Source organism: Streptomyces sp. NPDC097129, from assembly GCF_055668065.1.
In genome coordinates this window covers 339,252-360,880 of record NZ_JBVOQE010000008.1, presented here as the reverse complement: position 1 = coordinate 360,880, position 21,629 = coordinate 339,252, and the positions used below count along the sequence as shown (strand labels likewise).

22 protein-coding genes are annotated in these 21,629 nt (G+C 73.6%); 10 read left to right on the top strand and 12 right to left on the bottom strand.

The features are described from left to right. Position 1: 1 nt before the first annotated feature. Entirely contained in the window at positions 2-1,432 is a 1,431-nt protein-coding gene (locus AC0B9F_RS24330; protein ID WP_472005990.1) for a dihydrolipoyl dehydrogenase family protein, read from the bottom strand. Positions 1,433-1,614: 182 nt separating this feature from the next. On the opposite strand from AC0B9F_RS24330, the gene trxA reads away from it, so the two are divergent. Continuing rightward, positions 1,615-2,004, top strand: coding sequence for a thioredoxin (trxA, locus tag AC0B9F_RS24325; protein WP_472005988.1), 390 nt, complete (start codon positions 1,615-1,617; stop codon positions 2,002-2,004). 110 nt (positions 2,005-2,114) lie between these two features. Here trxA and AC0B9F_RS24320 read toward each other — a convergent pair whose 3' ends face one another. Continuing rightward, positions 2,115-3,149, bottom strand: a complete 1,035-nt coding sequence (locus tag AC0B9F_RS24320; RefSeq protein WP_472005986.1) for a LacI family DNA-binding transcriptional regulator — start codon at positions 3,147-3,149, stop codon at positions 2,115-2,117. 219 nt (positions 3,150-3,368) lie between these two features. Further along, positions 3,369-4,031 (bottom strand): TetR/AcrR family transcriptional regulator, encoded by a 663-nt coding sequence (locus AC0B9F_RS24315; protein ID WP_472005984.1) that lies wholly within the window; start codon positions 4,029-4,031, stop codon positions 3,369-3,371. Between the two features lie 120 nt (positions 4,032-4,151). On the opposite strand from AC0B9F_RS24315, the gene AC0B9F_RS24310 reads away from it, so the two are divergent. Beyond that, positions 4,152-4,715, top strand: coding sequence for an NAD(P)H-dependent oxidoreductase (locus AC0B9F_RS24310; protein WP_472005982.1), 564 nt, complete (start codon positions 4,152-4,154; stop codon positions 4,713-4,715). Between the two features lie 217 nt (positions 4,716-4,932). Here AC0B9F_RS24310 and AC0B9F_RS24305 read toward each other — a convergent pair whose 3' ends face one another. After that, positions 4,933-5,547, bottom strand: coding sequence for a TetR/AcrR family transcriptional regulator (locus AC0B9F_RS24305; protein WP_472005980.1), 615 nt, complete (start codon positions 5,545-5,547; stop codon positions 4,933-4,935). A 130-nt stretch (positions 5,548-5,677) separates the two neighbouring features. Between AC0B9F_RS24305 and AC0B9F_RS24300 the strand changes: the two genes are divergently transcribed. Then, positions 5,678-6,469 carry an alpha/beta fold hydrolase gene (locus tag AC0B9F_RS24300; protein ID WP_472005978.1) on the top strand — a complete coding sequence of 264 codons (792 nt, stop codon included), beginning with the start codon at positions 5,678-5,680 and terminating at the stop codon, positions 6,467-6,469. A 10-nt stretch (positions 6,470-6,479) separates the two neighbouring features. On the opposite strand, the gene AC0B9F_RS24295 is transcribed toward AC0B9F_RS24300, so the two are convergent. From AC0B9F_RS24295 to AC0B9F_RS24280, 4 genes are all read right to left on the bottom strand, one after another. Further along, positions 6,480-8,060 (bottom strand): MFS transporter, encoded by a 1,581-nt coding sequence (locus AC0B9F_RS24295; RefSeq protein ID WP_472005976.1) that lies wholly within the window; start codon positions 8,058-8,060, stop codon positions 6,480-6,482. Positions 8,061-8,075: 15 nt separating this feature from the next. Beyond that, the gene (locus tag AC0B9F_RS24290) at positions 8,076-9,434 is read right to left on the bottom strand and encodes an alpha/beta hydrolase (protein ID WP_472005974.1); all 1,359 of its coding nucleotides are present in this window, start codon (positions 9,432-9,434) and stop codon (positions 8,076-8,078) included. A 226-nt stretch (positions 9,435-9,660) separates the two neighbouring features. Then, positions 9,661-10,485, bottom strand: a complete 825-nt coding sequence (locus tag AC0B9F_RS24285) for a PaaX family transcriptional regulator (protein WP_472005972.1) — start codon at positions 10,483-10,485, stop codon at positions 9,661-9,663. Between the two features lie 114 nt (positions 10,486-10,599). Continuing rightward, positions 10,600-10,968: a hypothetical protein gene (locus AC0B9F_RS24280; protein WP_472005970.1), complete on the bottom strand. Its 369-nt coding sequence runs from the start codon at positions 10,966-10,968 to the stop codon at positions 10,600-10,602. Positions 10,969-11,070: 102 nt separating this feature from the next. Here AC0B9F_RS24280 and sigJ point away from each other — a divergent pair, with 102 nt between their 5' ends. From sigJ to AC0B9F_RS24265, 3 genes are all read left to right on the top strand, one after another. Next, on the top strand, positions 11,071-11,994 hold the full coding sequence (gene sigJ, locus AC0B9F_RS24275; protein ID WP_472005968.1) for an RNA polymerase sigma factor SigJ: 924 nt from the start codon (positions 11,071-11,073) through the stop codon (positions 11,992-11,994). Between the two features lie 238 nt (positions 11,995-12,232). Next, a complete protein-coding gene (locus tag AC0B9F_RS24270) occupies positions 12,233-13,159 on the top strand; it encodes an SCO2400 family protein (RefSeq protein ID WP_472005966.1) in 927 nt (308 codons plus the stop codon). A 14-nt stretch (positions 13,160-13,173) separates the two neighbouring features. After that, on the top strand, positions 13,174-13,677 hold the full coding sequence (locus AC0B9F_RS24265) for a hypothetical protein (RefSeq protein ID WP_472005964.1): 504 nt from the start codon (positions 13,174-13,176) through the stop codon (positions 13,675-13,677). A gap of 21 nt (positions 13,678-13,698) precedes the next feature. Here the strand turns inward: AC0B9F_RS24265 and AC0B9F_RS24260 are convergent, their stop codons facing one another. The 3 genes from AC0B9F_RS24260 to AC0B9F_RS24250 all read right to left on the bottom strand — a co-directional run bounded on the left by AC0B9F_RS24260 (position 13,699) and on the right by AC0B9F_RS24250 (position 17,650). After that, positions 13,699-14,403, bottom strand: a complete 705-nt coding sequence (locus tag AC0B9F_RS24260; protein ID WP_472005962.1) for a restriction endonuclease — start codon at positions 14,401-14,403, stop codon at positions 13,699-13,701. Between the two features lie 82 nt (positions 14,404-14,485). Further along, positions 14,486-16,060 (bottom strand): amidohydrolase, encoded by a 1,575-nt coding sequence (locus AC0B9F_RS24255; RefSeq protein ID WP_472005960.1) that lies wholly within the window; start codon positions 16,058-16,060, stop codon positions 14,486-14,488. Positions 16,061-16,117: 57 nt separating this feature from the next. Next, complete coding sequence (locus tag AC0B9F_RS24250) at positions 16,118-17,650, bottom strand: APC family permease (RefSeq protein ID WP_472005958.1); 1,533 nt, start codon at positions 17,648-17,650, stop codon at positions 16,118-16,120. A gap of 97 nt (positions 17,651-17,747) precedes the next feature. On the opposite strand from AC0B9F_RS24250, the gene AC0B9F_RS24245 reads away from it, so the two are divergent. Then, on the top strand, positions 17,748-18,365 hold the full coding sequence (locus tag AC0B9F_RS24245) for a TetR/AcrR family transcriptional regulator (RefSeq protein WP_472005956.1): 618 nt from the start codon (positions 17,748-17,750) through the stop codon (positions 18,363-18,365). Here AC0B9F_RS24245 and AC0B9F_RS24240 read toward each other — a convergent pair whose 3' ends face one another. After that, entirely contained in the window at positions 18,366-18,872 is a 507-nt protein-coding gene (locus tag AC0B9F_RS24240; protein WP_472005954.1) for an AMIN-like domain-containing (lipo)protein, read from the bottom strand. It abuts the gene before it with no gap. Between the two features lie 155 nt (positions 18,873-19,027). On the opposite strand from AC0B9F_RS24240, the gene AC0B9F_RS24235 reads away from it, so the two are divergent. From AC0B9F_RS24235 to AC0B9F_RS24225, 3 genes are all read left to right on the top strand, one after another. Beyond that, positions 19,028-19,408 carry a luciferase domain-containing protein gene (locus tag AC0B9F_RS24235; protein ID WP_472005952.1) on the top strand — a complete coding sequence of 127 codons (381 nt, stop codon included), beginning with the start codon at positions 19,028-19,030 and terminating at the stop codon, positions 19,406-19,408. Positions 19,409-19,502: 94 nt separating this feature from the next. Then, on the top strand, positions 19,503-19,691 hold the full coding sequence (locus AC0B9F_RS24230) for a hypothetical protein (RefSeq protein WP_472005950.1): 189 nt from the start codon (positions 19,503-19,505) through the stop codon (positions 19,689-19,691). 469 nt (positions 19,692-20,160) lie between these two features. Further along, entirely contained in the window at positions 20,161-21,606 is a 1,446-nt protein-coding gene (locus tag AC0B9F_RS24225; RefSeq protein WP_472005948.1) for a glyceraldehyde-3-phosphate dehydrogenase, read from the top strand. The last annotated feature ends 23 nt before the right edge of the window (positions 21,607-21,629 follow it).

The following is a 21,629-nucleotide window of genomic DNA, read 5'->3' as shown; positions in this document are numbered from 1 at the left end:
GTCAGCCTCGGTAGGCCTCCAGCAGTCGCAGCCAGACCTCGCTGATCGTCGGATAGGACGGCACCGCGTGCCACAGCCGGCCGACGGGCACCTGTCCGGCGACGGCGACGGTCGCCGAGTGGATCATCTCGCCGACGCCGGGACCGACGAAGGTGACCCCGCGCAGGATCTCGTCCTCGAGGTCGACGACCATACGGGCGCGGCCCTTGTAGCCGTCGCGGTACAGCCCGGCCCCGGCGACCGACGACATCTCGACGTCGACGGCCCGCACCCGGTACCCCGCCTGTTCCGCCTCGGCGAGGGACAGGCCGACGGCGGCGGCCTCGGGGTCGGTGAAGACGACCTGCGGTACGGCGTGGTGGTCGGCGGTGGCCGCGTGCGCGCCCCAGGGCTCGTTCTCGGACAGGGCGTCGCCGGCGGCGCGGGCGGCGATCGCGGCGCCCGCGATCCGGGCCTGGTACTTGCCCTGGTGGGTGAGCAGGGCGCGGTGGTTGACGTCGCCGACCGCGTACAGCCAGTCCGTGCCGGTGACGCGCAGGCTGTCGTCGGTCTCGAGCCAGGAACCGGGCTGCAGGCCGACGGTGTCCAGGCCGAGGTCGTCGGTGCGCGGGGCGCGGCCGGTGGCGAAGAGGATCTCGTCGGCCTCGATACGGTCGCCGGAGTTGGTGACGGCCACGACGGTGCCGTTCTGCCTGCTGACGGACTCCACGGACGTTCCGGTGCGCACGTCGGCGCCGGCTTCGGCGAGGGCCTCGGCGACGAGTTCACCGGCGAAGGGCTCCATCCGGTTGAGCAGGCCCTTGCCCCGCACGAGGAGCGTGACCTGTGTGCCGAGGCCCTGCCAGGCGGTGGCCATCTCCGTGGCGACCACTCCCCCGCCGACCACGATCAGCCGCCCCGGCACTTCCTTGGCGCTGGTGGCTTCCCGGCTGGTCCACGGCTTGACGTCGGCGAGTCCGGACAGGTCGGGCAGCTGGGCGCGGGTGCCGGTGCACACGGCGACCGCGTGCCGGGCCGTCAGGACGCGGCGCGTGCCGTCGGGCGCGGTCACCTCGACGGTGCGCGGGCCGGCGAGACGGCCGTGTCCGCGGTACAGGTCGGCGCCGATGCCCTCCAGCCAGCGGACCTGGCCCTCGTCGTTCCAGTCGGAGGTCTCGTAGTTGCGGTGGGCGAGCACCTCCGCCGCGTCCAGCGGCCCCTGCGCCGCCCGGCGCAGGCCCGGGGTGCGGCGGGCGTCGGCGTGGGTGATGACCGGGCGCAGCAGGGCCTTGCTCGGCATGCACGCCCAGTAGGAGCACTCGCCGCCGACGAGTTCGCTCTCCACGACCGCGGTGGTGAGTCCGGCCGCGCGGGTGCGGTCCGCGACGTTCTCCCCCACGGGGCCGGCCCCGAGCACCACGACGTCGTACGCGATCGTTTCCGTTTCCGTCATGGGGCCAGTCTGGTGGGTGGCGGGCGTCCGGGCCACAGAACCGCTGGATCACGGCGCCGTCGTGCGCCGCCGGGACGCGGGTGTGTGCCCCGGGCACATGGGTACGTGCGCGGAATACGCATGTCGTCGGCCGTGTTGTGCCGACACTCGCCCCCCTACGTCAGGAATGAGGGATGCACGCCATGAGCAGCACCGTGGAGCTCACCAAGGAGAACTTCGACCAGATGGTCACGGACAACGATTTCGTCCTGATCGACTTCTGGGCGTCCTGGTGCGGGCCGTGCCGTCAGTTCGCGCCGGTGTACGAGAAGGCCGCGGAGCAGAACCCCGACCTGGTGTTCGGGAAGGTGGACACGGAGGCGCAGCCCGAGCTGGCGGCGGCTTTCCAGATCCAGTCGATTCCGACGCTGATGATCGTGCGCGACCAGGTCGCGGTCTTCGCGCAGGCGGGCGCCCTTCCGGAGGCCGCTCTCACGGACGTCATCGGGCAGGCCCGCAAGCTGGACATGGACGAGGTGCGCAAGTCGATCGCGGCGCAGGAGGGCCAGGGTCAGGCGGAGCAGCAGCAGTAGGGTTTCGCTCCTCGCCGACCGGCGTGGGAGGAGCTTTCGGCCGGGACGGGGGCGACCGGGCCGAAGGTTCCTTTTTTCATGCGCTCGCCCGGGCGGGCCGTGTACGTCGCTCAGCTGGAGTCGCGGTGCACCACCGAGGCTCCGACCACCTTGTGGATGCCGGGTGCGGCGCCCGGCTCGCGGACCGCACGGTCGACCAGTTCGGCGAGGTCGCCGCCGGAGGGCAGTTCGATGTGGACCGTGCTCAGCCGCGGCCGCAGCAGCCGGCCCAGCATCAGGTCGTCGGCGCCGACGACCGCCGTCTCCTCCGGCACGCGCACGCCGTCGTCCTGCAGGGCGCGCATCAGCAGCATCGCGTACTCGTCGTTGTAGGCGAACACGCCGTCCAGGCCGAGCCCGCGCCAGCGCGCCGCGAGCCGGGCGGCGGGCTCCTCCTCGTAGGCGAGGGGCAGCGCGGTGATCGTGGCGTCGGTGCCCCGCAGGGCGCGGCGGGCGCCCTCCAGGCGGGGGCGTGAGAAGGACTCCAGGCCCGCTTCCTCGGGGACGACGACGCCGATCCGGCGCCGGCCACGGGCGTACAGATGCGTGGCGGCGGCGTGGCCGACGCCCTCGTGGTCGAGCAGCAGGGCGTGGGCGCCCTCGACGGCCTCGGAGCCGAGGGTGAGCACCGCGCGCGCACCGGCCCTTTTGAGCACGGTGACGCCCTCCGGGCCGAGGCCGGTCCCGGGGACGAGGACGGCGACGGGCCGCAGTTCGGCCCAGGCGCGGGCGGCCTCGTCGCCCTGGACGCCGACGGTGCCGTACTGCACGACCGTGTAGTCGAGGCGGCCGAGCGCCCACTGGAGTTCGTTGAGGAAGCGGCTGTAGAGCGGGCCGACCGGGATGGCCGGGGCGGGCATCAGGACGATACGGCTGTGACCGGCGCGCAGGCTGCGGGCGGCGGCGTGCGGGACGTAGCCGAGTTCCCTGGCGGCCTCGTGCACCCGCCGGCGGGTGGCGTCGCTGATCCGCACGGCGCTGGTGTTGTTCAGCACGTACGAGACGGTCGCGCGCGAGACGCCGGCCAGCCGGGCGACATCGGCGCTCGTCGGGGCGGAGCGGGGTGCGGGCGACGCGGGCGGGGGCGTGTTCGGTATCTGCACCATGACGGTACGCATCTTGGCAGAAGGGGACGGGGGCCTCCTGCCCGGGGCGGCATGCGGGGTGGTCGTCGACGGGGATTGCGCTCTACGGGTACGTCCGCACCACCGCCGACCTGCACGCGGCCTTCCTCGGCGAACTTCTCGGGACCGTCGGCCTCGCGCCCACGCACGGCTCGTGGCGGGAACCGGCCTCAGCCGACGGTTCCGTGCAGCCGTGCCAGGTCAGCAGAGCCGCTGGGAGCACGTGACCCGGTCGACGAGGTCCACCCAGCTCGCCTCCAGCCGCTCGACGGGCATCCGGCACTGCCGGGTCAGGTGGTGGACCAGGGCCGGGCTGAGCTGGCCCATCAGTGCGTGCGCCAGCAGCTCGGAGTCGGCGTCCGGGACCGCCTGGCGCAGCAGCATGGCGACATGGCTGTGCAGCACCCGGCGCGGCGGTACGACGAAGCGGCGGTCCGGGCTCGGTTCGGCCGCCAGCTCCAGCTCCAGCTCGTCGACGGTCCGGCGCAGCAGCGCGCACCCGAAGGCGCGCAGGCGCTCCACGGGCGGGGCGCCGGGGCCGAGCGGCGGGGGGCCGCTGAGGAACGCGGCCTGGAACTTGCGTTCGGTGTGGTCCAGGAGCGCGGTCAGCAGGCCGGTGCGGTCGCCGAAGCGGCGGAAGACGGTGCCCTTGCCGACGTTCGCCGCGGCCGCCACGGCCTCCATCGTGACCCCGGCCACGCCGTGCTCGGCGATCAGCCGGGCGGCGGCGTCCAGGAGCTTGGCACGGTTGCGGGCCGCGTCGGCGCGCAGGCACGGTTCGTCGTCGGCGGCCCCGAGGGTGAGCAGTTCGGGTGCGCCGTCGGTCTCCAGGGACGGCCGGACAGGGGGCACGGGCGCGGACATGAACTCAGCCTAAGGCATCGGGAATGAAACTGGACCGCGGTCCGGTTAGAGTGATAGAAAAATAAACGGACCTCGGTCCGGATAGATGACAGCAGTGTTTCAGCAGCCCTTGGAGTTCCCATGTCCGTTCGCATCCTCGCCCTGGTCGGCAGCCTTCGCGCCGGTTCGCACAACCGTCAGCTCGCCGAGGCCGCCGTCAAGCTCGCTCCCGAGGGCGCCGAGGTCGTGCTGTTCGAGGGCCTGGCCGAGATCCCGTTCTACAACGAGGACATCGACGTCGAGGGCAGCGTGCCCGCCCCGGCCACCGAACTGCGCGAGGCCGCCCAGGCGGCCGACGCCTTCCTGCTGTTCTCGCCGGAGTACAACGGCACCATCCCGGCCGTTCTGAAGAACGCCATCGACTGGCTGTCGCGTCCGTACGGCGCCGGCGCCTTCGGCGGCAAGCCGGTGGCCGTCGTCGGCACCGCCTTCGGCCAGTACGGCGGCGTGTGGGCGCAGGACGACACCCGCAAGGCCGTCGGCATCGCGGGCGGCAAGGTGATCGAGGACATCAAGCTGTCCATCCCCGGCTCCGTGACCCGCTTCGCCGAGACCCACCCGGTGGACGACGTCGAGGTCGCCGCGCAGCTGACCGAGGTCGTCGCCCGTCTGCACGGCCACGCGGGCGAGGCGGTCGCCGCCTGACGCCGGGACCCGTTCCCCCGGCCCTCACGGCGAAGGGGTGGCAGCCCAGGGCTGCCACCCCTTCGCCGTTTCGCGCCGCCCTGGAGCGCCACGGCGGTGCGACGCCTCCCCCGGCCGCCGCCCAGGCCACGGCCCCGCCGCCGACCGCCCCGGGAGCACCCGTCGCCGACCGGCCCCGGAGCATCCAACGCCGACCACTCCCCCACCGGCCCGCCCGTCAGGAGGCCCCGGTGGGCCACGTCGCCATCGCGAGGTCCGCGATCCGCTCCAGCGTCCGCCGGTCGGCGCCGTCGCACGCCTGCTGGTTCATCCCCTGGATGACCGCGGCGTAGTACGCCGCGAGCGCGTCGGCGTCCGCCTCCGGCGCGAGGAGGCCGGCCTCGATGTCGGCGCGGATGCGGTCGGCGATGGCCGCCTTGGTCTCCTCACGCATCACCCGCAGCCCCTCCTTCACGTCCGCCGACCCGGGAGCGCAGTTCGCCGCCCCGGTGATGATCAGGCAACCCGGCGGATGGCTCGGGTCGGTGTAGTCGGCGGCCACGTACCGCAGCATCGCGGCGATGGCCGTGCGGGCGTCCGGCCCTTCCAGCGGGCCGACCGCGTACTCGCGCCGATAGAGCTGCACGGCCTCGTCGAAGAGGCGGCGCTTGTCGCCGAAGGCGGCGTACAGGCTCGGCGGGTTGATGCCCATCGCCTCGGTGAGGGAGGCGATGGACGTCGTCTCGTAGCCGTGGGTCCAGAACTCCCTGAGGGCCGCGGCCAGAGCCCGGTCGCGGTCGAAGGCGCGCCGGCTGCGCCGGGCGGCGGGGCGGGAGCTGTCCGTGCTGCTCATGACCGCAGTCTAACCGGGGCTGTATCGATCGCTAAAGAAGCTGGTACGGTCAGCAACCCCGCCACTGCTTTAGCGATCGCTAAAGCAGTGCGGCGCCCACGAATGCCCGCATTTTCGGGAGGACCGAGCCATGACCACCTCGCTTTCATCCCCCTACGCCCGTACCGTCCGCGGCCGGGGCCCGGGGCTCCTGCTGGCGCACGGCGCGAGCGGCAGCGTCGAGGGCAACTACGGGCCGATCATGACCGGGCTGGCCGCCGGTCACACCGTCGTCGGCGTCGACTACCCGGGGACCGGCGCCACGCCCAGGGCGGCGGAGCCGCTGAGTCTGGACGAGCTTGCCGAGCAGCTGGTCGCGGCGGCCGACGCGGAGGGGCTCGGCACATTCGCCGTCAGCGGGTTCTCCCTCGGCGGGCCGGTCGCGCTCCGGCTGGCGGCCCGGTACCCCGAACGCGTCGAGGCGCTCGTCCTCACCGGGGCCTTCGCCCACGCCGATCCCCGCACCGACCTCGCCGCGGCCGTCTGGCAGCGGCTCTTCGACACCGGTCAGCACGACCTGCTGGCCGCGTACATGACCCTGATGACGCTGAGCACCCCGGCCCTGACCGCACTCACTCCCGGCCAACTCCGCGCCTCGGTCGCGGGGTTGGCCGGCCACCTGCCCGTCGGCACCGGCGACCACGTCGCCCTCGTCCGGGCCGCCGACGTACGCGCCGATCTGGCCCGGATCAGCGCGCCGGCGCTGGTGGTCGTCACGACCGGCGACCCGCTCGTCCACCCGGGCCTGCAGCGCGAGCTTGCTGCCGGCCTGCCGCACGCCCAGGTGGCCGAACTGCCCACCGGCCACCTGCCGTTCGCCGAGCGCCCCGCCGAGTGGCTGGAGCTGATCACCGGGTTCCTGGCGGGCGTGCGGACCCGCTAGGCGGTCGGTCTCACCCCGTCGCGAGGGCCGTCCGTTCGTCGCCGTCCGGCTCCGCCCGGGCCGCCTCCTCCTCGGTGGCCTTTCCGCGCAGTGCCGTGACGACGAGCAGGGCCGACAGCAGCGCGGCGCAGCCGCAGACCACGAAGCCGATGCCGTATCCGTGCCCGAGTGCGTCCAGCGCGTACGAACGGGCCACGCCCGGAGGCGAGTCGGGCGGCACCGAGTTCAGTGCGAGCGGGCCACCCTCCGCCAGCACCTCGTGCGCGGCCGCCCGGGACTCGGCGCTCAGCGCGGGCGCGCCGGCCAGCGAGGACGTCACCCACGTCGCGGCCTGGCTGAGCGCGACCGCGCCGATGACCGCGGGGCCGAGGGTGAACCCGAAGTCGCGCAGCAGGTTGGTGGCGCCGCTGGCCATGCCCGCCAGCTGCACGGGGACGGTGTTGACGGCGGTCGCGGTGATCGCGGACACGGTGAGCGCGAAGCCGATGCCGACCAGGCCGAGCGGCAGGATCAGCGAGGTCAGCGCGCGGTCGTCGACGTCCAGCGCGGCCGCGAGGAAGTCGCCGGCGGCGATGAGTGCCAGGCCGAGCGTGAGCGACTCGCGCGGCGGACGCCGGTGCAGCAGGCGGGAGGTGAGCGGGGTCAGGAACGGGGTGAGGCCGTTGAGCAGCAGGAACGCGAACGCCGTACGCATCGGGCTCTGGTGCTGCATCGGTCCGAGGCGGATGCTCGCCGCGTACGCCGTGCCGAGGAAGGAGAACATGCCGACGACGGCGACGACGGAGGCGATGGCGAAGGAGCGGTTGCGGAACAGGTCGAGTCTGAGCAGCGGGGAGGCGGCCCGGCTCTCCGCGACGACGAACAGCGCGACGAAGAGGGCCGCGACCGTGAAGGCGACGACCACCGGGGGCGAGCCCCAGCCGTCCGTCGGCCCCTGGATCACGGCGTACAGCAGCGCGAACAGGCCGACGCCGATGGTGATCTGGCCGCCGAGGTCGAGTGAACGCCCCTGCGGGGCACTGGAGTCGGCGGCCAGCAGCAGGCTGACCAGGGCGCTCACCGCGGCCAGGACGGCGACCACGACGAACGCCGCACGCCAGGAGCCGTAGGTGCCGGTGATCCCGCCGAGCAGGGGGGCGAGGAAGCCGCCCGTGGACAGGCTGGACGCCCACACCGCGATGGCTCGGGCGCGCCGGCCGCCGGTGTGGGTACCGGCGGCGATCATGGCGAGGGAGGTCGGGAAGAGCGCGGCGGCCCCGAGACCGGCCAGCGCCTGCCCCGCCCACAGCTGGTGGATCCCGGACGCGACGGCGGCGACCGCCTCGCCCGCGCACAGCAGCGCGGCACCGCCGATGAGGAGCCGTTTGCGGCCGAAGAGGTCGCCGAGCACGCCGAACGACAGCTCCAGTACGGCGACGGGCAGCAGGAACGCGTCGGAGATCCAGGTGAGTTGGGAGCCGACGGGGTGGAGGTGTTCCTGGAACAGTCCGTTGAGGGTGGCCGGCATCGCCAGACCGATCTGGGCGAGGCACACGGCCAGGCAGCCGGCGACGAGCGTGCCGACGGGCAGGTTCTTGGGTGAGTGCGGCATGGAGGTGTCCCGACGTCAGCGGTGGGTGGGGTGGTCGCGGCCTACCGTGAGCGGCGCCGGGCGGTACGGCACGTAGGCCGCGCCGTCGGGGCCGAGCCGGGCGGCGGACCGCTGGAGCGCGTCCGGGGTGGCGGCGTCCCAGCGGCCGGTGGTGACCCGGTGTTCCACGGCGTGCAGGGCGGCGAGCGTCTCGGCGGTGGTGAAGGTGCAGTGGCCCTGCCGTGCGACGTAGGCCTGCCGCAGCAGCGCGCCGTCCCCGGCCGCCCGGACCCGGTCGCCGAAGCGCCGCTCCTGCTCGACGGGCACGAGGTTGTCGGCGACGGTGTGCACGTCCAGCAGCGGTACGGCGAGGCTCTGGCCGGCGGTGGAGGTGTGCTCCAGGGTGCGGACCGCGTCGGGGTCGGCGGTGACGGCGGCGCCGTCGGTGAGGGCCGCCAGGTCGGCGTCCAGGTCGAGGCCGGCCGCCCGGTACAGGGCGCGTACCTGCGGGGCGTGCGCCGAACCGGTGAGGAGGCGACCGTAGTCGACGCCGTGGTTGAAGGAGGTGTTGCCGCCGGCGGACTGCTCGACGGCGTACCGGCCGTTCTCGACGAACGCGAGGATGCCGCCGGCGAACCAGGCGTACTGCTGCTCCTCCTGCCCCTGCCAGTCCCCCGGGGCGGGCGCGGCGCGGTCGGGGGCCCAGGCGGGCAGGTTGAGGAAGGCGGCGGCGAGCGCGATGCGGGCGCGGCCCTGCGGGGTGGACTGTGCCGCGGCGGTGGCCGCGCTGAGCCGGTCGGCGGTGGCCTGGGCGTCGGCGGCCGAACCGAAGCGGACGAGGGGGACGTCCTCGCCGGGCAGCAGCAGGCGGGCGATGGTGTATTCGGCGTCGAGCTGATAGTTGTCCAGGTCGGTGCCGCCGGCGACCAGGCCGCACAGGCCGAGCGCCCCGTCGATGCGGCCGGCGCCGTCGCGGGCGAGCTGGGCGTTGACCAGACCGCCCATGGACTGTCCGACGGACAGGACGCGCCGGGGCTCGCCGGTCTTCGCGGTGACGGCGTCGAGGGTGGCGAACTGGTCGCGTTCGGCGCTGTTCAGGGCCCACATCGAGCCGTGCGGGTCGTAGGAGGAGCCGGCGAGCGCGTAGCCCTCGTCGAGGAGTGCGGTGCGGACGGCGTCGCTGGGCGCGTCCTTGGCGACGGTGGGGCCGAAGCCGTGGCTGAACAGCAGCAGGGTGCCGTTCCAGTGGGCGGGGACGTCGGCGACCCAGTCGGCGCCGTCGGCGAGGGTGCCGGTGAGGTGGGTGGCGGCCGGTGTCCCGGCGTGCGCGGCCGGAACGGTCAGCGCGGTGAGGGCGGCGCAGGCGATTGCGGCCAGGGCGGTACGGGCGGGCATGACGTCGGCTCCTGTCTGCGGTGGGGAGCGTGACCCGATCGGCGCTGGGGAGAGCGCGACCGGACAGGATGCTCAGTGCACTGAACGACAGGGAATGTAGGGCTGTTTTCTTGCAAGCGTCAATGGAATGCACAACATGGATCGTCACGGGTGCCTGATGCCGCGCAGGAAGCCTGCAAGGAAACCTCCGGCGGAGAGGCCCTCGCCGTCGCGAGAGAGGGCGGCGCTATGCGGTGACCGGAATGGTCTCGATCACGCGCCGGGCGGCGTCCCGGGCGGGCGCGTCCAGCAGCGCGTGGACGGTCCGGAACGTCTCCTCGGCCCGGGCCGCCGGCCAGTCGGCGGGAAGGTGCGCGGCGGGCAGCCGCGGGTCGCCGCGGATGACCTCGAGCCACGCGCACGACATCCGCAGCCGCAGCGCGAGGGCGTCCTCCGCGTCCGCCCGGGCCCGGCCGGTCGCGTACGGCCGCCAGTCGGCGTCGAACTGCCGGTAACGGTGGGCCAGTTCGCCGAGGTCCCAGGTCTCGTCGATCATCCCGGGCAGGTCCGTGCCGTCGTCGGCGCGCGCCCGGAACACCCGTACATGCGCGGCCAGGCCCAGCTCCGCGACGATCTCCGTGACGTCGACCTCGCCGGGCGCGATCCACAGTCCGTTGAACAGCGGGCCGAAGCCGGCCCAGGTCAACTGCGAACGCAGATCGTGCCGTTGCCGCTGCCAGGACTCCGGCAGCGAGAAGCCCAGCAGGGTCCAGGTGCCGTCCCAGTCGCGGTTGACGGCGCCCGTCTTCCAGATACGCCGCTCGCCGTCGCGCAGCACCGCATCGGAACGCTCGGTGAGACCCACGTACGTCCGCCGCCCCCGCCGCTCGCGGCGCAGCAGGCCGCGGCCGGCCATCCGGGACAGGGTGGACCGGGTGGCCTGCTCGCCGACGCCGACGCGGGCGAAGACGTCGATGACGCTCCCCGTGTACACGCACACGCCGCGGCCCAGCACCTCGTCGCCGAGGAAGGTCAGCATCAGGGACTGGGGGCGGGGCGCGGCGCGGGTCACGGACCTACGGTACGACGCGCCCCGTCGGCTCGACACGATCTTCCGGGGTGCCCGGACCCGGCAGCCGGCCGCGGGAGGCTCGATGTGAGCGCGACCGACGCACGCCCGGCGGCATCAGCGGCGGGCCAGCGCCAGCACGCTCAGGCCGAACATCAGCACCCCCAGGGGGAGGTGGACCGAGGGGACGTGTGCGATGCCGAGCACGACCTGGACGGAGGCCAGTGCGAGGAATCCCGACGCGTGCCAGATCGGCCGGGGCGAGTGGCCGCCCGGCTTCCAGGCCAGCACCGCGGCGAGCACGTACAGCATCGACGCCGCGTACATCACCCGCGCTCCGACGCCGTGCAGCGTCTCCCCGTAGGAGGCGGTCAGCAGCAGTCCGGCGGAGACGGCCTGAAGGAAGATGGTCAGGGTCTGCACGGCGATCGCGATCCTCAGGAGTGAGGAGGTGCGTCGGGCGTTCACCGTCACCTCGGTGGCCATGGCGGGGTCCCCCTTCTTCTCCGCCCTCGGGCGGTCGATCGATAAGGTCTCACCAGCCCGACGACACGGGCCCGCGAAAGGTAAGGCCAGGGGGGCGGACGCATGGGGACGGTCATGTCCGGCACGGAGGAGACAGCCGGCGAGCGAGGGCAACTGATCAATGTCGCCTACCGGTTGCTCGGTTCGCTGGCGGAGGCCGAGGACGCCGTACAGGACGCCTACGCACGCTGGTACGGGCTGCCGCGCGGCCGGCGGGAGGAGATCTTGTCCCCCGGCGCCTGGCTGACGACGGTGACCGGCCGTATCTGCCTGGACCTGCTCGGCTCGGCGCGGGCCCGCCGGGAACGCTATGTCGGCGCGTGGCTGCCCGAGCCGCTGCCCGACCGAACCGAGTGGGGCCGCCCCGCGGGTGGCGCCGGTGCCGCGGGGCCCGCGGACCCCGCCGACCAGATCGTCCTGGACGAGTCGGTGACCATGGCGTTCCTCGTCGTCCTGGAGTCGATGACGCCCGCCGAGCGGGTGGCGTTCGTCCTGCACGACGTCTTCCGTTACCCGTTCGCCGAGATCGCCGCCGTCCTCGACCGCACTCCGGCGGCCTGCAAGCAACTGGCCTCCTCCGCCCGGCGGCGGGTGAGCGCGGCGAGCGCTCCGGTGACGGCGCTCTCCGGTCGGGCCGAGATCGTGCGGCACGTCAAAGAGGCATGGCAGAGCAAGGACATCGCGGCCCTCGTCGGCCTGCTCGACCCGGCCGCCGTGATGACCGCCGACGGCGGCGGCATGGTCGGCACCGTTCTGCGCCCGGTCGAAGGCGGCGCGCGCATCGCCCAGTACATGGCCGCCATCGCCGACAAGGCACCGGACCTCGAACTGCTGGAGCGGTCGGTCAACGGCATGCCGGGCCTGGTCGCCCGACGCGCGGGCACCGTCGCGACCGTGGCCGCCTTCGACGTCTCCGGCGGCCGCGTCACCCGGATCTGGGTGGTCCGCAACCCGGAGAAACTGCGGCCGTGGGCACGGCAGGGCTGACCGGCCGCCGGCCGGCACCGGCCGCGGTCCCGGACGCCGTGGATCCCAGCTCCACGGACCCGTCCTTGCTTCTTCGGCCTCCTGGTGTGGAAAACCGGCCTGCGGCCGACGTCCCCTGTGTCCGGGGAGCGCAGGGTCGCCGGAGAATCCGCGCAGGAGCCTCACACGGACTGCACACAGCCTTTCATCAGGATCGTTAGCGTGACTGGCCGTCCGTACCACCGTCAGGAAGACGCCGATGGATTACTGCTCCTCGTGCCGCCGCCACCTCAACGGCGCCCTGGTGTGCCCGGGGTGCGGCGCCTACGCGCCGGACATAGACCCGGCGCTCGGCGCCGAACCCACCGACACGCCGTCGGCCGCAGACCCGGCGAGCGTCGCTCCGCACCGGGAGCCGTTGACCACCGCTCCGGTCTGGGAGCCTTCGAGCGCCGCGCCCGTCCGGGACGCTCCGGTCTGGGAGCCGGCGACCGCCGCCTTCGTCGCCGAGGACGGGCCGGAAGGCGCGCAGGACGTCGCGTACGACGGTGGTCCCGCGCCGTCGGGCCGGGCCGCGCGACGCCGGCAGCGGGCCCGCTGGCAGAAGAACCGGCGCCGGGCCGCGGTCGCGACCGCCGTCGCGCTGGTGGGCGGTGGACTCACGGTCGCCGCGATGGACCGCGGCTCCGGTGGCCGCGCCCAGGCCGCCACCACCCCGGACGACCACACGCTGAATGTCGCCGAGGAACCGGTGCAGACCTACGCGCCTCCGGTGGCGCCCGAGCCGCGCCACTCCACCGCCGCCTCGGCACCGGGCCACGCGGCGGCGCCCGCGCCCCCGGCCCGGCACACCGACGGCGCCGCGGCGCCCAGCGCCCTGCCGACGACTCACGCCCGGCCGCAGTCCGCGGTCCCGGCGCGAGCGGTGATCCCCACCGTCGCGCAGCCGCACACTCCGCTCCCGCAGCCGTCCGGCGCCCCGGTCACCGACCCCGTCTCCGGCTCGGGCTCCGGCTCCGGCTCCGGCTCCGGCGGCACGTCGACGTCAGCACAGCAGCCTGCGACGCCCGCGGGCACCAGCAGCGGCAGCGACACCGCGCCCGCTCCGGCGCCGTCGAGCACCTCGCCGTCGAGCACGACGCCGTCGAAGCAGCAGATCTGCCTGCTCGTGGTGTGTCTCGGCTGACGGGCCAGGCGTCCATGACGAGCCGTCACGAGGTGCGTCTGCACCGCATGGGCCGCTGGTGGGCCGTCGACATTCCCGGTCTGGACGCGCACAGCCAGTGCCGCACGCTGGACGAGGCGGAGGATCTGGCCCGAACTCTCCTCGCCCAGGCGCTGGGGACCGGGCCGGAACAGGTCGCCGTGCACCTGGTGGTGCCGGAGCTGGCGCCCGAGGTGGACGCGGTGGCGGGGGCGCGCCGCCGCCGGGAGGCCGCTGTGGCCGCCGAGCGGGAGGCGGTCGCGGCGGCCGTGCGCATCCTGGTCGAGACGCTGGGCATCGGTCAGGGCGACGTGGGCCGGCTGCTGGGCCTGCCCCCGGACCAGGTCGCCCGCATGACCCCGCGCCGCGCCTCGGGCACGGCGCACCTCACGCGCGTACCACCGCCGGGCATCCCCCGCCCGGACCAGCGGCCGGGCCTGAGCGCGACCGCGCCCCGGCGCCCGCGAAGTGTGCCGGACAGGGGGCCCGCGCCCCGCTGACGCGGCAAGCAGCACGCGGGCTCACTTGCCGAATGTCTGCTTCCGGCGGGCCCGGTGGCGGGCGGCGCCCCGGCCGTGGCCGTTCGCCGCGCCGAGGGCCGGCAGGGCGGTGCCGTGGTGCCACAACCCGAGCAGGTCGCGGTGGACGGCGACGATGCCGTTGTACCGGGCGAAGTCCTCGGCGGGGCGGCTGAAGCGGCTGGTGGTGACGAACACGGCGACCGCGGCGCCGAAACGCACCTTGGCGCGGAGCAGATCGCGCAGTTCGCGGCCGGCGACGGTGCGGCTCGGGGCGTAGCGCCTGCACTGGACGACCATGGCGCGGCCGTCCGGCAGCCGCCCCAGGACATTCGCGCCGCCGTCGTAGGCGCCGCCGACGCGCCGCACCCGCGTGCAGCCGTCGCGCCGGCACAGGGTGACGACGAGTTCCTCGAACTCGACTCCGGTCATGGCGTCGACACCGGTGAGGCTGCTCAGGCCGGTTTCGGCGGCCTGTTCCCGCCGCGACCGCCGGTCGTGCCCGCGCAGTGCGCGGCGGGTGCGCCACAGCCACCAGCCGCCCGCCGCGAGCCCGCCGGCGAGGACCACCGCGAACACCGCGGCCAGGCCGTACGTCCAGCCGGCCGCCGCACCGGCCACGGCCAGGGCGGCGGTCAGGCCCGCGCCGTATGCCGCCGCCCCGCGCCCGTGAGCGGGTCCGCCGCTCCTTCCGCGTCCAGCCGCCACGCCGCCTCCCCTGCCGTCCGTACCGGCAGTGTGGGCGGGGCGGCGCGGCGGCAGTAGGCGCGGGTCGGCCAACTGTGCGCGCTCAGCCCACCGTTCGGTGCACGATGTGGCCGCCGGTGACGGTCAGCGGCACCGGGGCGTCGGCGACCTCGTCGGCGGGGGCGTCGACGGGATCGACGCCGAGCGCGGTCAGGTCGGCGCGCAGCCCGACGGCGATACGGCCCGTGACGCCCTGCTCCCCGGCCGCGAGCGCGGCGTGGGTGGTGCAGCCCTCCAGTGCCTGAAGGCCCGTCAGCCCGGCACGGTCGGAGGCGGCGCCGCGGGGTGCGCGGGCGGTGGCGAGGACGGCGCGGGCGTCGTAGTGGGCGATCGGCCAGTCGGAGCCGAGGGCGAGGACCGCGCCGGCGTCGCGCAGGTCGCGCATGCGCCAGGCGCGCCCGGCGCGGGTGCCGCCGAGGCGGGTGGACCACTCGTCGGTGCGGTCGGGCCGGGTGTAGGCGGTGTGCGGGGGCTGCATGGAGGCGATCACGCCGAGCCCGGCGAAGCGCGGGACGGTGTCGTCGGGCACGGACTCGATGTGCTCGACGCGGTGCGCGAAGCGGGCGTCCTCCCCCAGCGCCTCGACGGTGTCCAGGACGTGCCGCACGGCCGCGTCGCCGATGGCGTGGGTGGCGGTGCGCACCCCGGCGCGGTGCAGGAAGCGCACGGCGTCGCTGTAGGCCTCGGGGTCGGGCCAGAACGCCTCGGTGCCCTGGCCGTGGCAGTCGGGGTGCTCCAGCCAGGCGGTACCGCCCTCGACGGTGCCGTCCATGAAGAACTTCACGCCGCCCACCCGCCAGTGCCGTCCGCCCCGCCGCTGCAGGGCGACCAGGTCCTCCAGCGCGGCCCGGTCGGCGCCGGGCATGCACCAGGGAGCGAAGCGCAGCCGCACCGGCAGGACGGTCTCCTCGGCGACGGCGCCGACCAGGTCGGGGTCGCCGCCGTCCATGACGTGGGCGCCGGTGAGCCCGGTGGCGGCCATGCCGGTGAGCAACTCGACCAGGCGCGCCCGTCGTTCGGCGTACGGCAGCCGGGGCGCGACCTCGTGGACCAGGTCCATCGCGGCGTGCTCGACGAGGTGCCCGGTGAGCCGCCCGTCGGCGTCGGTGACGATGGTGGCGCGCTGGGCGAAGGTGCGCGGGCCGGTGATGCCGGCGGCCTTCAGGGCGGTGCCGGTGACGAGGGCGGAGTGGCCGTCGTACAGGCGCAGGAAGGCGGGGGCGCCGTCCAGGACGTCCTCGACGAGGGCGCGGTCGACCGGGCGGCCGCCGAAGACGTTGTGGTCGAGGCCCCAGCCGAGGACCCAGCCGTCGGTGCGGGACGCCGTGGCCAGGGCGGCGCGCAGCCCTTCGAGGTCGCGGACGTGGGAGAGGTCGGTGCCGGAGGTCATCTCCAGGCCCCACACCGGATGGCTGTGCCCGTCGACCAGGCCGGGCACGAGGCTCGCCCCGGCCAGGTCCACCACCTCGGTGCCGGCCCCGCACCAGTCGCGTACGGCGCTCTCGTCGCCGACGTACGCGATCAGTCCGTCGCGGACGGCGACCGCGCGCGCCTCGGGCCGGTCGGGGTCGAGGGTGCGGACGCGGGCACCGGTGAGGACGAGGTCGGCGGTGGGCATGGGTCTTCCTTACGGCTCGGCGGGAGCGGCTTACGGCTCGGCGGTAGGGGGCGGGGGTCAGTCGCGGGCGAGGGCGGCGGGTTCGGCCACGGGTGCGGCGGTCTCGTCGTCGGGTTCGGCGGCGAAGTGGGCGTACACCTCGGGCCGGCGGCGGCGCAGCCAGCCGGCGAGGGCCAGCCCGGCGAGGAACACGGCCGGGACGACGGCGGCGAGGACGGTGTTCACGGTCGTTGAGGCGCCGGTGAACAGGTCGAGGTGGGTGACCACCAGGGCGATGGCGGTGGCCAGCAGCACCGCGGCGACCACGGGCGCGACGACGGTGCGCAGGGCGCCCTCGCGGTGCGGGATGCGCCGGAAGTAGAAGGGGATGGCGAGCGCGGCCAGCAGTTGCAGCGCCAGCAGTCCGAGCATGCCGGGGGTGTTGACCCACAGCAGGAGCTGGTTGTACGGGTCGGCGCCGGCCGCGGCGAAGGCGAGCACGACGGCGGCGCCGAGCACGGTCTGCCCGATCCCCGCGACGTACGGGGAGCCGTGGCGGGAGTGGACGCGGGCCAGCGCCTTGGGCAGGACGCCCTCCTCGGCGAGGGCGAGGCCGTAGCGGTTGATGGCGTTGTGGAAGGACAGCAGGGACGCGAGCACGCTGGTGACGATCAGGACGTGCATGAGGTCGGCCGCCCAGCCGCCGACATAGGTGGTGATGGCGGAGAAGAACAGCCCGGCGGGGTCCTTCCCGGCCGCCTGGACGACATGGCTGTCGCCGAAGGCCTGGATGGCGATCCACACCACGAAGGCGTAGAAGAGGCCGAGGAATCCGACGGCGATGTAGGTGGCGCGCGGCACCGTGCGGTCGGGGTCGCGGGCCTCGCGGCGGTAGATGACGGTCGACTCGAAGCCGGTGAACGCGGCGAACGCGAACGCGAGGACGGCGGCGGTGCCGGGCACGAAGACGTTGCCGGGAGTGAAGGAGGCGAGGGACAGGCCGTGTGCGCCGCCCTTGAGCAGGACGCCGCCCGCGAGCAGGACGAGGATGCCGGTCTCGGCGACCAGCAGCACGCCGAGCAGCTTGGCGCCGAAGTCGATGGAGCGGAATCCGCCGTATCCGATGACCAGCAGGCCGACCAGGGAGACGGGGAGCCAGGGCACGTGCGAGCCGGACAGCGCGTGGACGGTGTCACGGGTGGCGGTGCCGAGGAGGCCGTAGACGCCGATCTCCATGCCGTTGTAGCCGATCAGGGCGAGCAGGGCGGCCCCGACGCCGACGCGGCGGCCGAGGCCGCGGGTGATGTACGCGTAGAAGGCGCCGCCGCCGTGGACGTGCCGGCTCATGGTGGTGAAGCCGATGGCGAAGACGGCGAGGGTGACTCCGGCCAGCAGATAGCCGACGGGTGCGCCGATCCCGCCGAGCAGGATCGCCAGCGGGGCGACACCGGCCATGACGGTGAGCGGGGCGGCGGCCGAGACGACGAAGAACGCGATGTCGGCGGTGTTCAGGGAGCCGCTTCTCAGCGCTGCGGCGGGCGGGGGTGAGGCGTGGGTGTCGGGCACGGCGTAGCCCTTCTGAGCTGCGGGCAGGGGGCGGGACACGGGCATGCGGGATCTCCGGCGCCGTAAACCGAAAGGCTTTCGGTTTCCGCAATGTAACCTCCTCTTCAGACACCTGGGAAGACCTGAGGGGGAAGAACGAGACATGGGACGGCCGCGCACACCCCTGCTGGACCGGGAGCGCATCACCACCACCGCGCTGGAACTCGTGGACGAGCAGGGCGAGTTCAGCGTCCCGCAGATCGCGCGGCGGCTCGGGGTGCAGACCGGTTCCGTCTACCACCACGTGGACGGCCGCGACGGCATCGTGGAGCTGCTGCGCGAGCGGGTGGCCCGGGCCATCGACATCGCCACGCTCGACCTCCGCCCCTGGGACGCGGCGCTGGCGGCCTGGGCCCGCACCTACCGGGCCGCGTTCGCGGCGCACGCGAGGGCGATCCCGCTGCTGATGACGAATCCGGTGCGGGCGCCCCGGGTGCTCGAGCAGTACGAGCGGGCCGTCACGCTGCTGCTCGACGCGGGCTTCCCGGCGCCGGAGGTGATGCCGGTGCTGGTCGCCCTGGAGAACGTGGTCCTGGGTTCGGCACTGGACCTCGCCGCGCCCGAGGCGATGTGGGAGGTCGGCGACGCCTCGGCGACCCCCCGGCTGGCCGAGGCCCTGGACGCGGCCGGCCCGCACCGGGCCGACCGCGCCTTCGAGATGGCTCTGGAGGCATTCCTGGCCCACGCCCGCCGCAGGCTTCAGGAGTGCCGGCAGGACTGATCAGCGGCAGACGTCACCGTGCCGGACGTCCAGGACGACGCGCCCCGGGGAGTGCACCACGTAGGCGTGCCAGTGAGGGCTGGTGTGGAAGGCGGCGCCGAAGGAGACCACGCCTTCGAAGTCGCCGGTCAGCGCGAGACCCCTGAGCTGGGGCAACCGGACGGCTGTCAGGCGCGGCCCCCGGTACACGGACTGCCCGGCCGTGTTGTGCGCGGCGGCGGGCGACAACCGGATGGAGAGGAAGTGCCGCCCCGGAAGCGGTACCCGCTTGCCCGAGGCGTCGTAGCGCAGTTGCCGGACGGGCGTCACGGTGACTGCGGGCGCGGCGCCGCGGACGTCGATGACGAGCCGGTCGTAGGTGCAGTGACCGGCCCAGTGGGCGTTGGTGACCAGCGCGGTCCTGGGCGCCGGCCCGGTCTGCGGAGTGGCGGAGGCCGTGGCGCCGGCCACGGAGAGTCCGATCAGCGCGGCCACCACGGCAGCCGCACGGCGAGGATGAAGAAGCATGACGCCCCCCGCTTTCTACGTGGGTGAGGGGACGGAAGAAGTGTCATCAACAAGGACATTCCACTCGGCCGGACGGTTGCAGTCGTCAGGCTGCGGTTCGGTTACGTCTTGCTCACACCTTGGTGGCCGGGCCGTAAGCACACCATGATGAGCGCATGACGTTGGCCCTGCGAGCCATGGACCGGCTGGCGAACTGGGCGGATCTCACCGAGACCGCCCCGAGCTGCGGCAGCGGACGCGCTCTGCGTTCCGCCCAGGCCGAGATCGCCCACTTCCACACCGAGCGCGATGTGGACCTGCACCTGACCACCTGGGCCATACGGCGCTTCGAACAGGACCTCGGCGGAGCGAGCGCGGTGCGGCTGCTCCCGGGGGCGCAGTGGGTGACGGTGCGCCTGGAGGTCGACACGGACATCGACCTGCTGATGACCCTGGTCAGCCTCGCACTGCGCGCTCATCAGCGGGGCCCGGTCTCCCACGACGCGCCGCCGCCGCGCTGCACGACCCACCCCGGCGTCGCGGCCCGGCGCGGATAGCCCCGTCACCCGACTGGCCGTGACAAGGGGCCGCCCCCGCGCCGCCGTGCTCGGATGGAGACGTCCTTCTCCATTCCGAACCGAGGTAGCTGAGATGCACGAGATGTGGTGCGGCGCAGACACCCGGGGCGAACCGGTGTGGCACGTCCTGACGACCGACAAGACCTCCACGCTGTGCGGAATGACGAAACGGGAGGAGAGACTCCAGGACCCGGACGAGACCGACAAGCACTGCTTCAACTGCATGAAGACCTTCCAGGAGGCCGTGCAGGCGACGATGTGACCGTCGGCGCGGGGAGACGGCAGGACCGCCACCGCCACAGACGAGGTGATCGCCGGCGCCGGCGACCGCTGGGCCGGGCGGCCCTTTCCGACGTACCGTCCGGGCCATCGGCGGCAAGCACTCCGTACGCCGCAGCGACTCCGTACGCCGCAGCGAGCGGCCAGGCCCCCCCCGGCGGGCGTCACCCTCCCCGCGGGCGCCGGCACGCCGGAGCACCCGCTGGACGCGCCCCTGGCCGACGCGGACCACCGCGGCCTGGACGGGCTGCTCGACGGTCTCGTGGACCGTTGCCTGACCCACCGGCCGCCACAGCGACGACAGCACGGTCCTGATGCTGCGGGCGGGCCCGGTTCCGCGGTGAACGCGGTCACGGAACGGTGAAAGGGCGGTGAAGGGACCACCTGACGGAGCCCTCGGGCGGTGCGGTTAGCATATGAGCGCCACCTAGCTCGAAAGTTGGACGGAACCCGTGACTGTCAACGACGACTCGTTCACCACCTGGAACCACCGCGAGGAGATCGCGGAGTCGATGATCCCGATCATCGGAAAGCTGCACCGGGAGCGGGACGTGACGGTCCTGCTGCACAGCCGTTCCCTGGTGAACAAGTCGGTGGTCAGCATCCTCAAGACCCACCGATTCGCCCGTCAGATCGCCGGCGAGGAGCTGTCGGTCACCGAGACGATGCCCTTCCTGCACGCGCTGACCACCCTCGACCTCGGCCCGTCGCAGATCGACATCGGCATGCTCGCCGCGACGTACAAGAGCGACGACCGCGGCCTGAGCGTCGAGCAGTTCACCGCCGAGGCCGTGGCCGGCGCCACCGGCGAGAACAAGATCGAGCGCCGCGAGGGTCGCGACGTCGTCCTCTACGGCTTCGGCCGCATCGGCCGCCTCGTCGCCCGCCTGCTGATCGAGAAGGCCGGCTCCGGCAACGGCCTGCGGCTGCGCGCGATCGTGGTGCGCGGCGGCGGCGCCCAGGACATCGTCAAGCGCGCCTCGCTGCTGCGCCGCGACTCCATCCACGGCCAGTTCCAGGGCACCATCACCGTGGACGAGGAGAACAGCACGATCCTCGCCAACGGCAACGAGATCAAGGTCATCTACGCCAACGACCCGAGCGAGATCGACTACACGGCGTACGGCATCAAGAACGCGATCCTGATCGACAACACCGGCAAGTGGCGGGACCGCGAGGGCCTCTCGCAGCACCTGCGTCCGGGCATCGACAAGGTCGTGCTGACCGCCCCCGGCAAGGGCGACGTGCCGAACATCGTGCACGGCGTGAACCACGACACGATCAAGCCGGACGAGCAGATCCTGTCCTGCGCCTCCTGCACCACCAACGCCATCGTGCCGCCGCTGAAGGCGATGGACGACGAGTACGGCGTGCAGCGCGGCCACGTGGAGACCGTCCACTCGTTCACCAACGACCAGAACCTGCTGGACAACTACCACAAGTCCGAGCGCCGTGGCCGTTCCGCGCCGCTGAACATGGTCATCACCGAGACCGGTGCCGCCTCGGCCGTCGCCAAGGCGCTGCCGGACCTGAAGGCGCGGATCACCGGCAGCTCGATCCGGGTGCCCGTGCCGGACGTGTCCATCGCGATCCTCAATCTGCAGCTGGCCCGCGAGACCACCCGCGAGGAGGTCCTCGACTACCTGCGGGACGTGTCGCTGACCTCGCCGCTGCGCCGCCAGATCGACTTCATCAGCGCGCCCGACGCGGTCTCCAGCGACTTCATCGGCTCGCGGCACGCGTCGATCGTGGACGCCGGCGCCACCAAGGTCGAGGGCGACAACGCGATCCTCTACCTGTGGTACGACAACGAGTTCGGCTACTCCTGCCAGGTCATCCGCGTCGTGCAGCACGTCTCCGGCGTCGAGTACCCGACGTACCCGGCTCCGGCGGTCTGATCCGGCGCCCTCGCGGCAGCGAC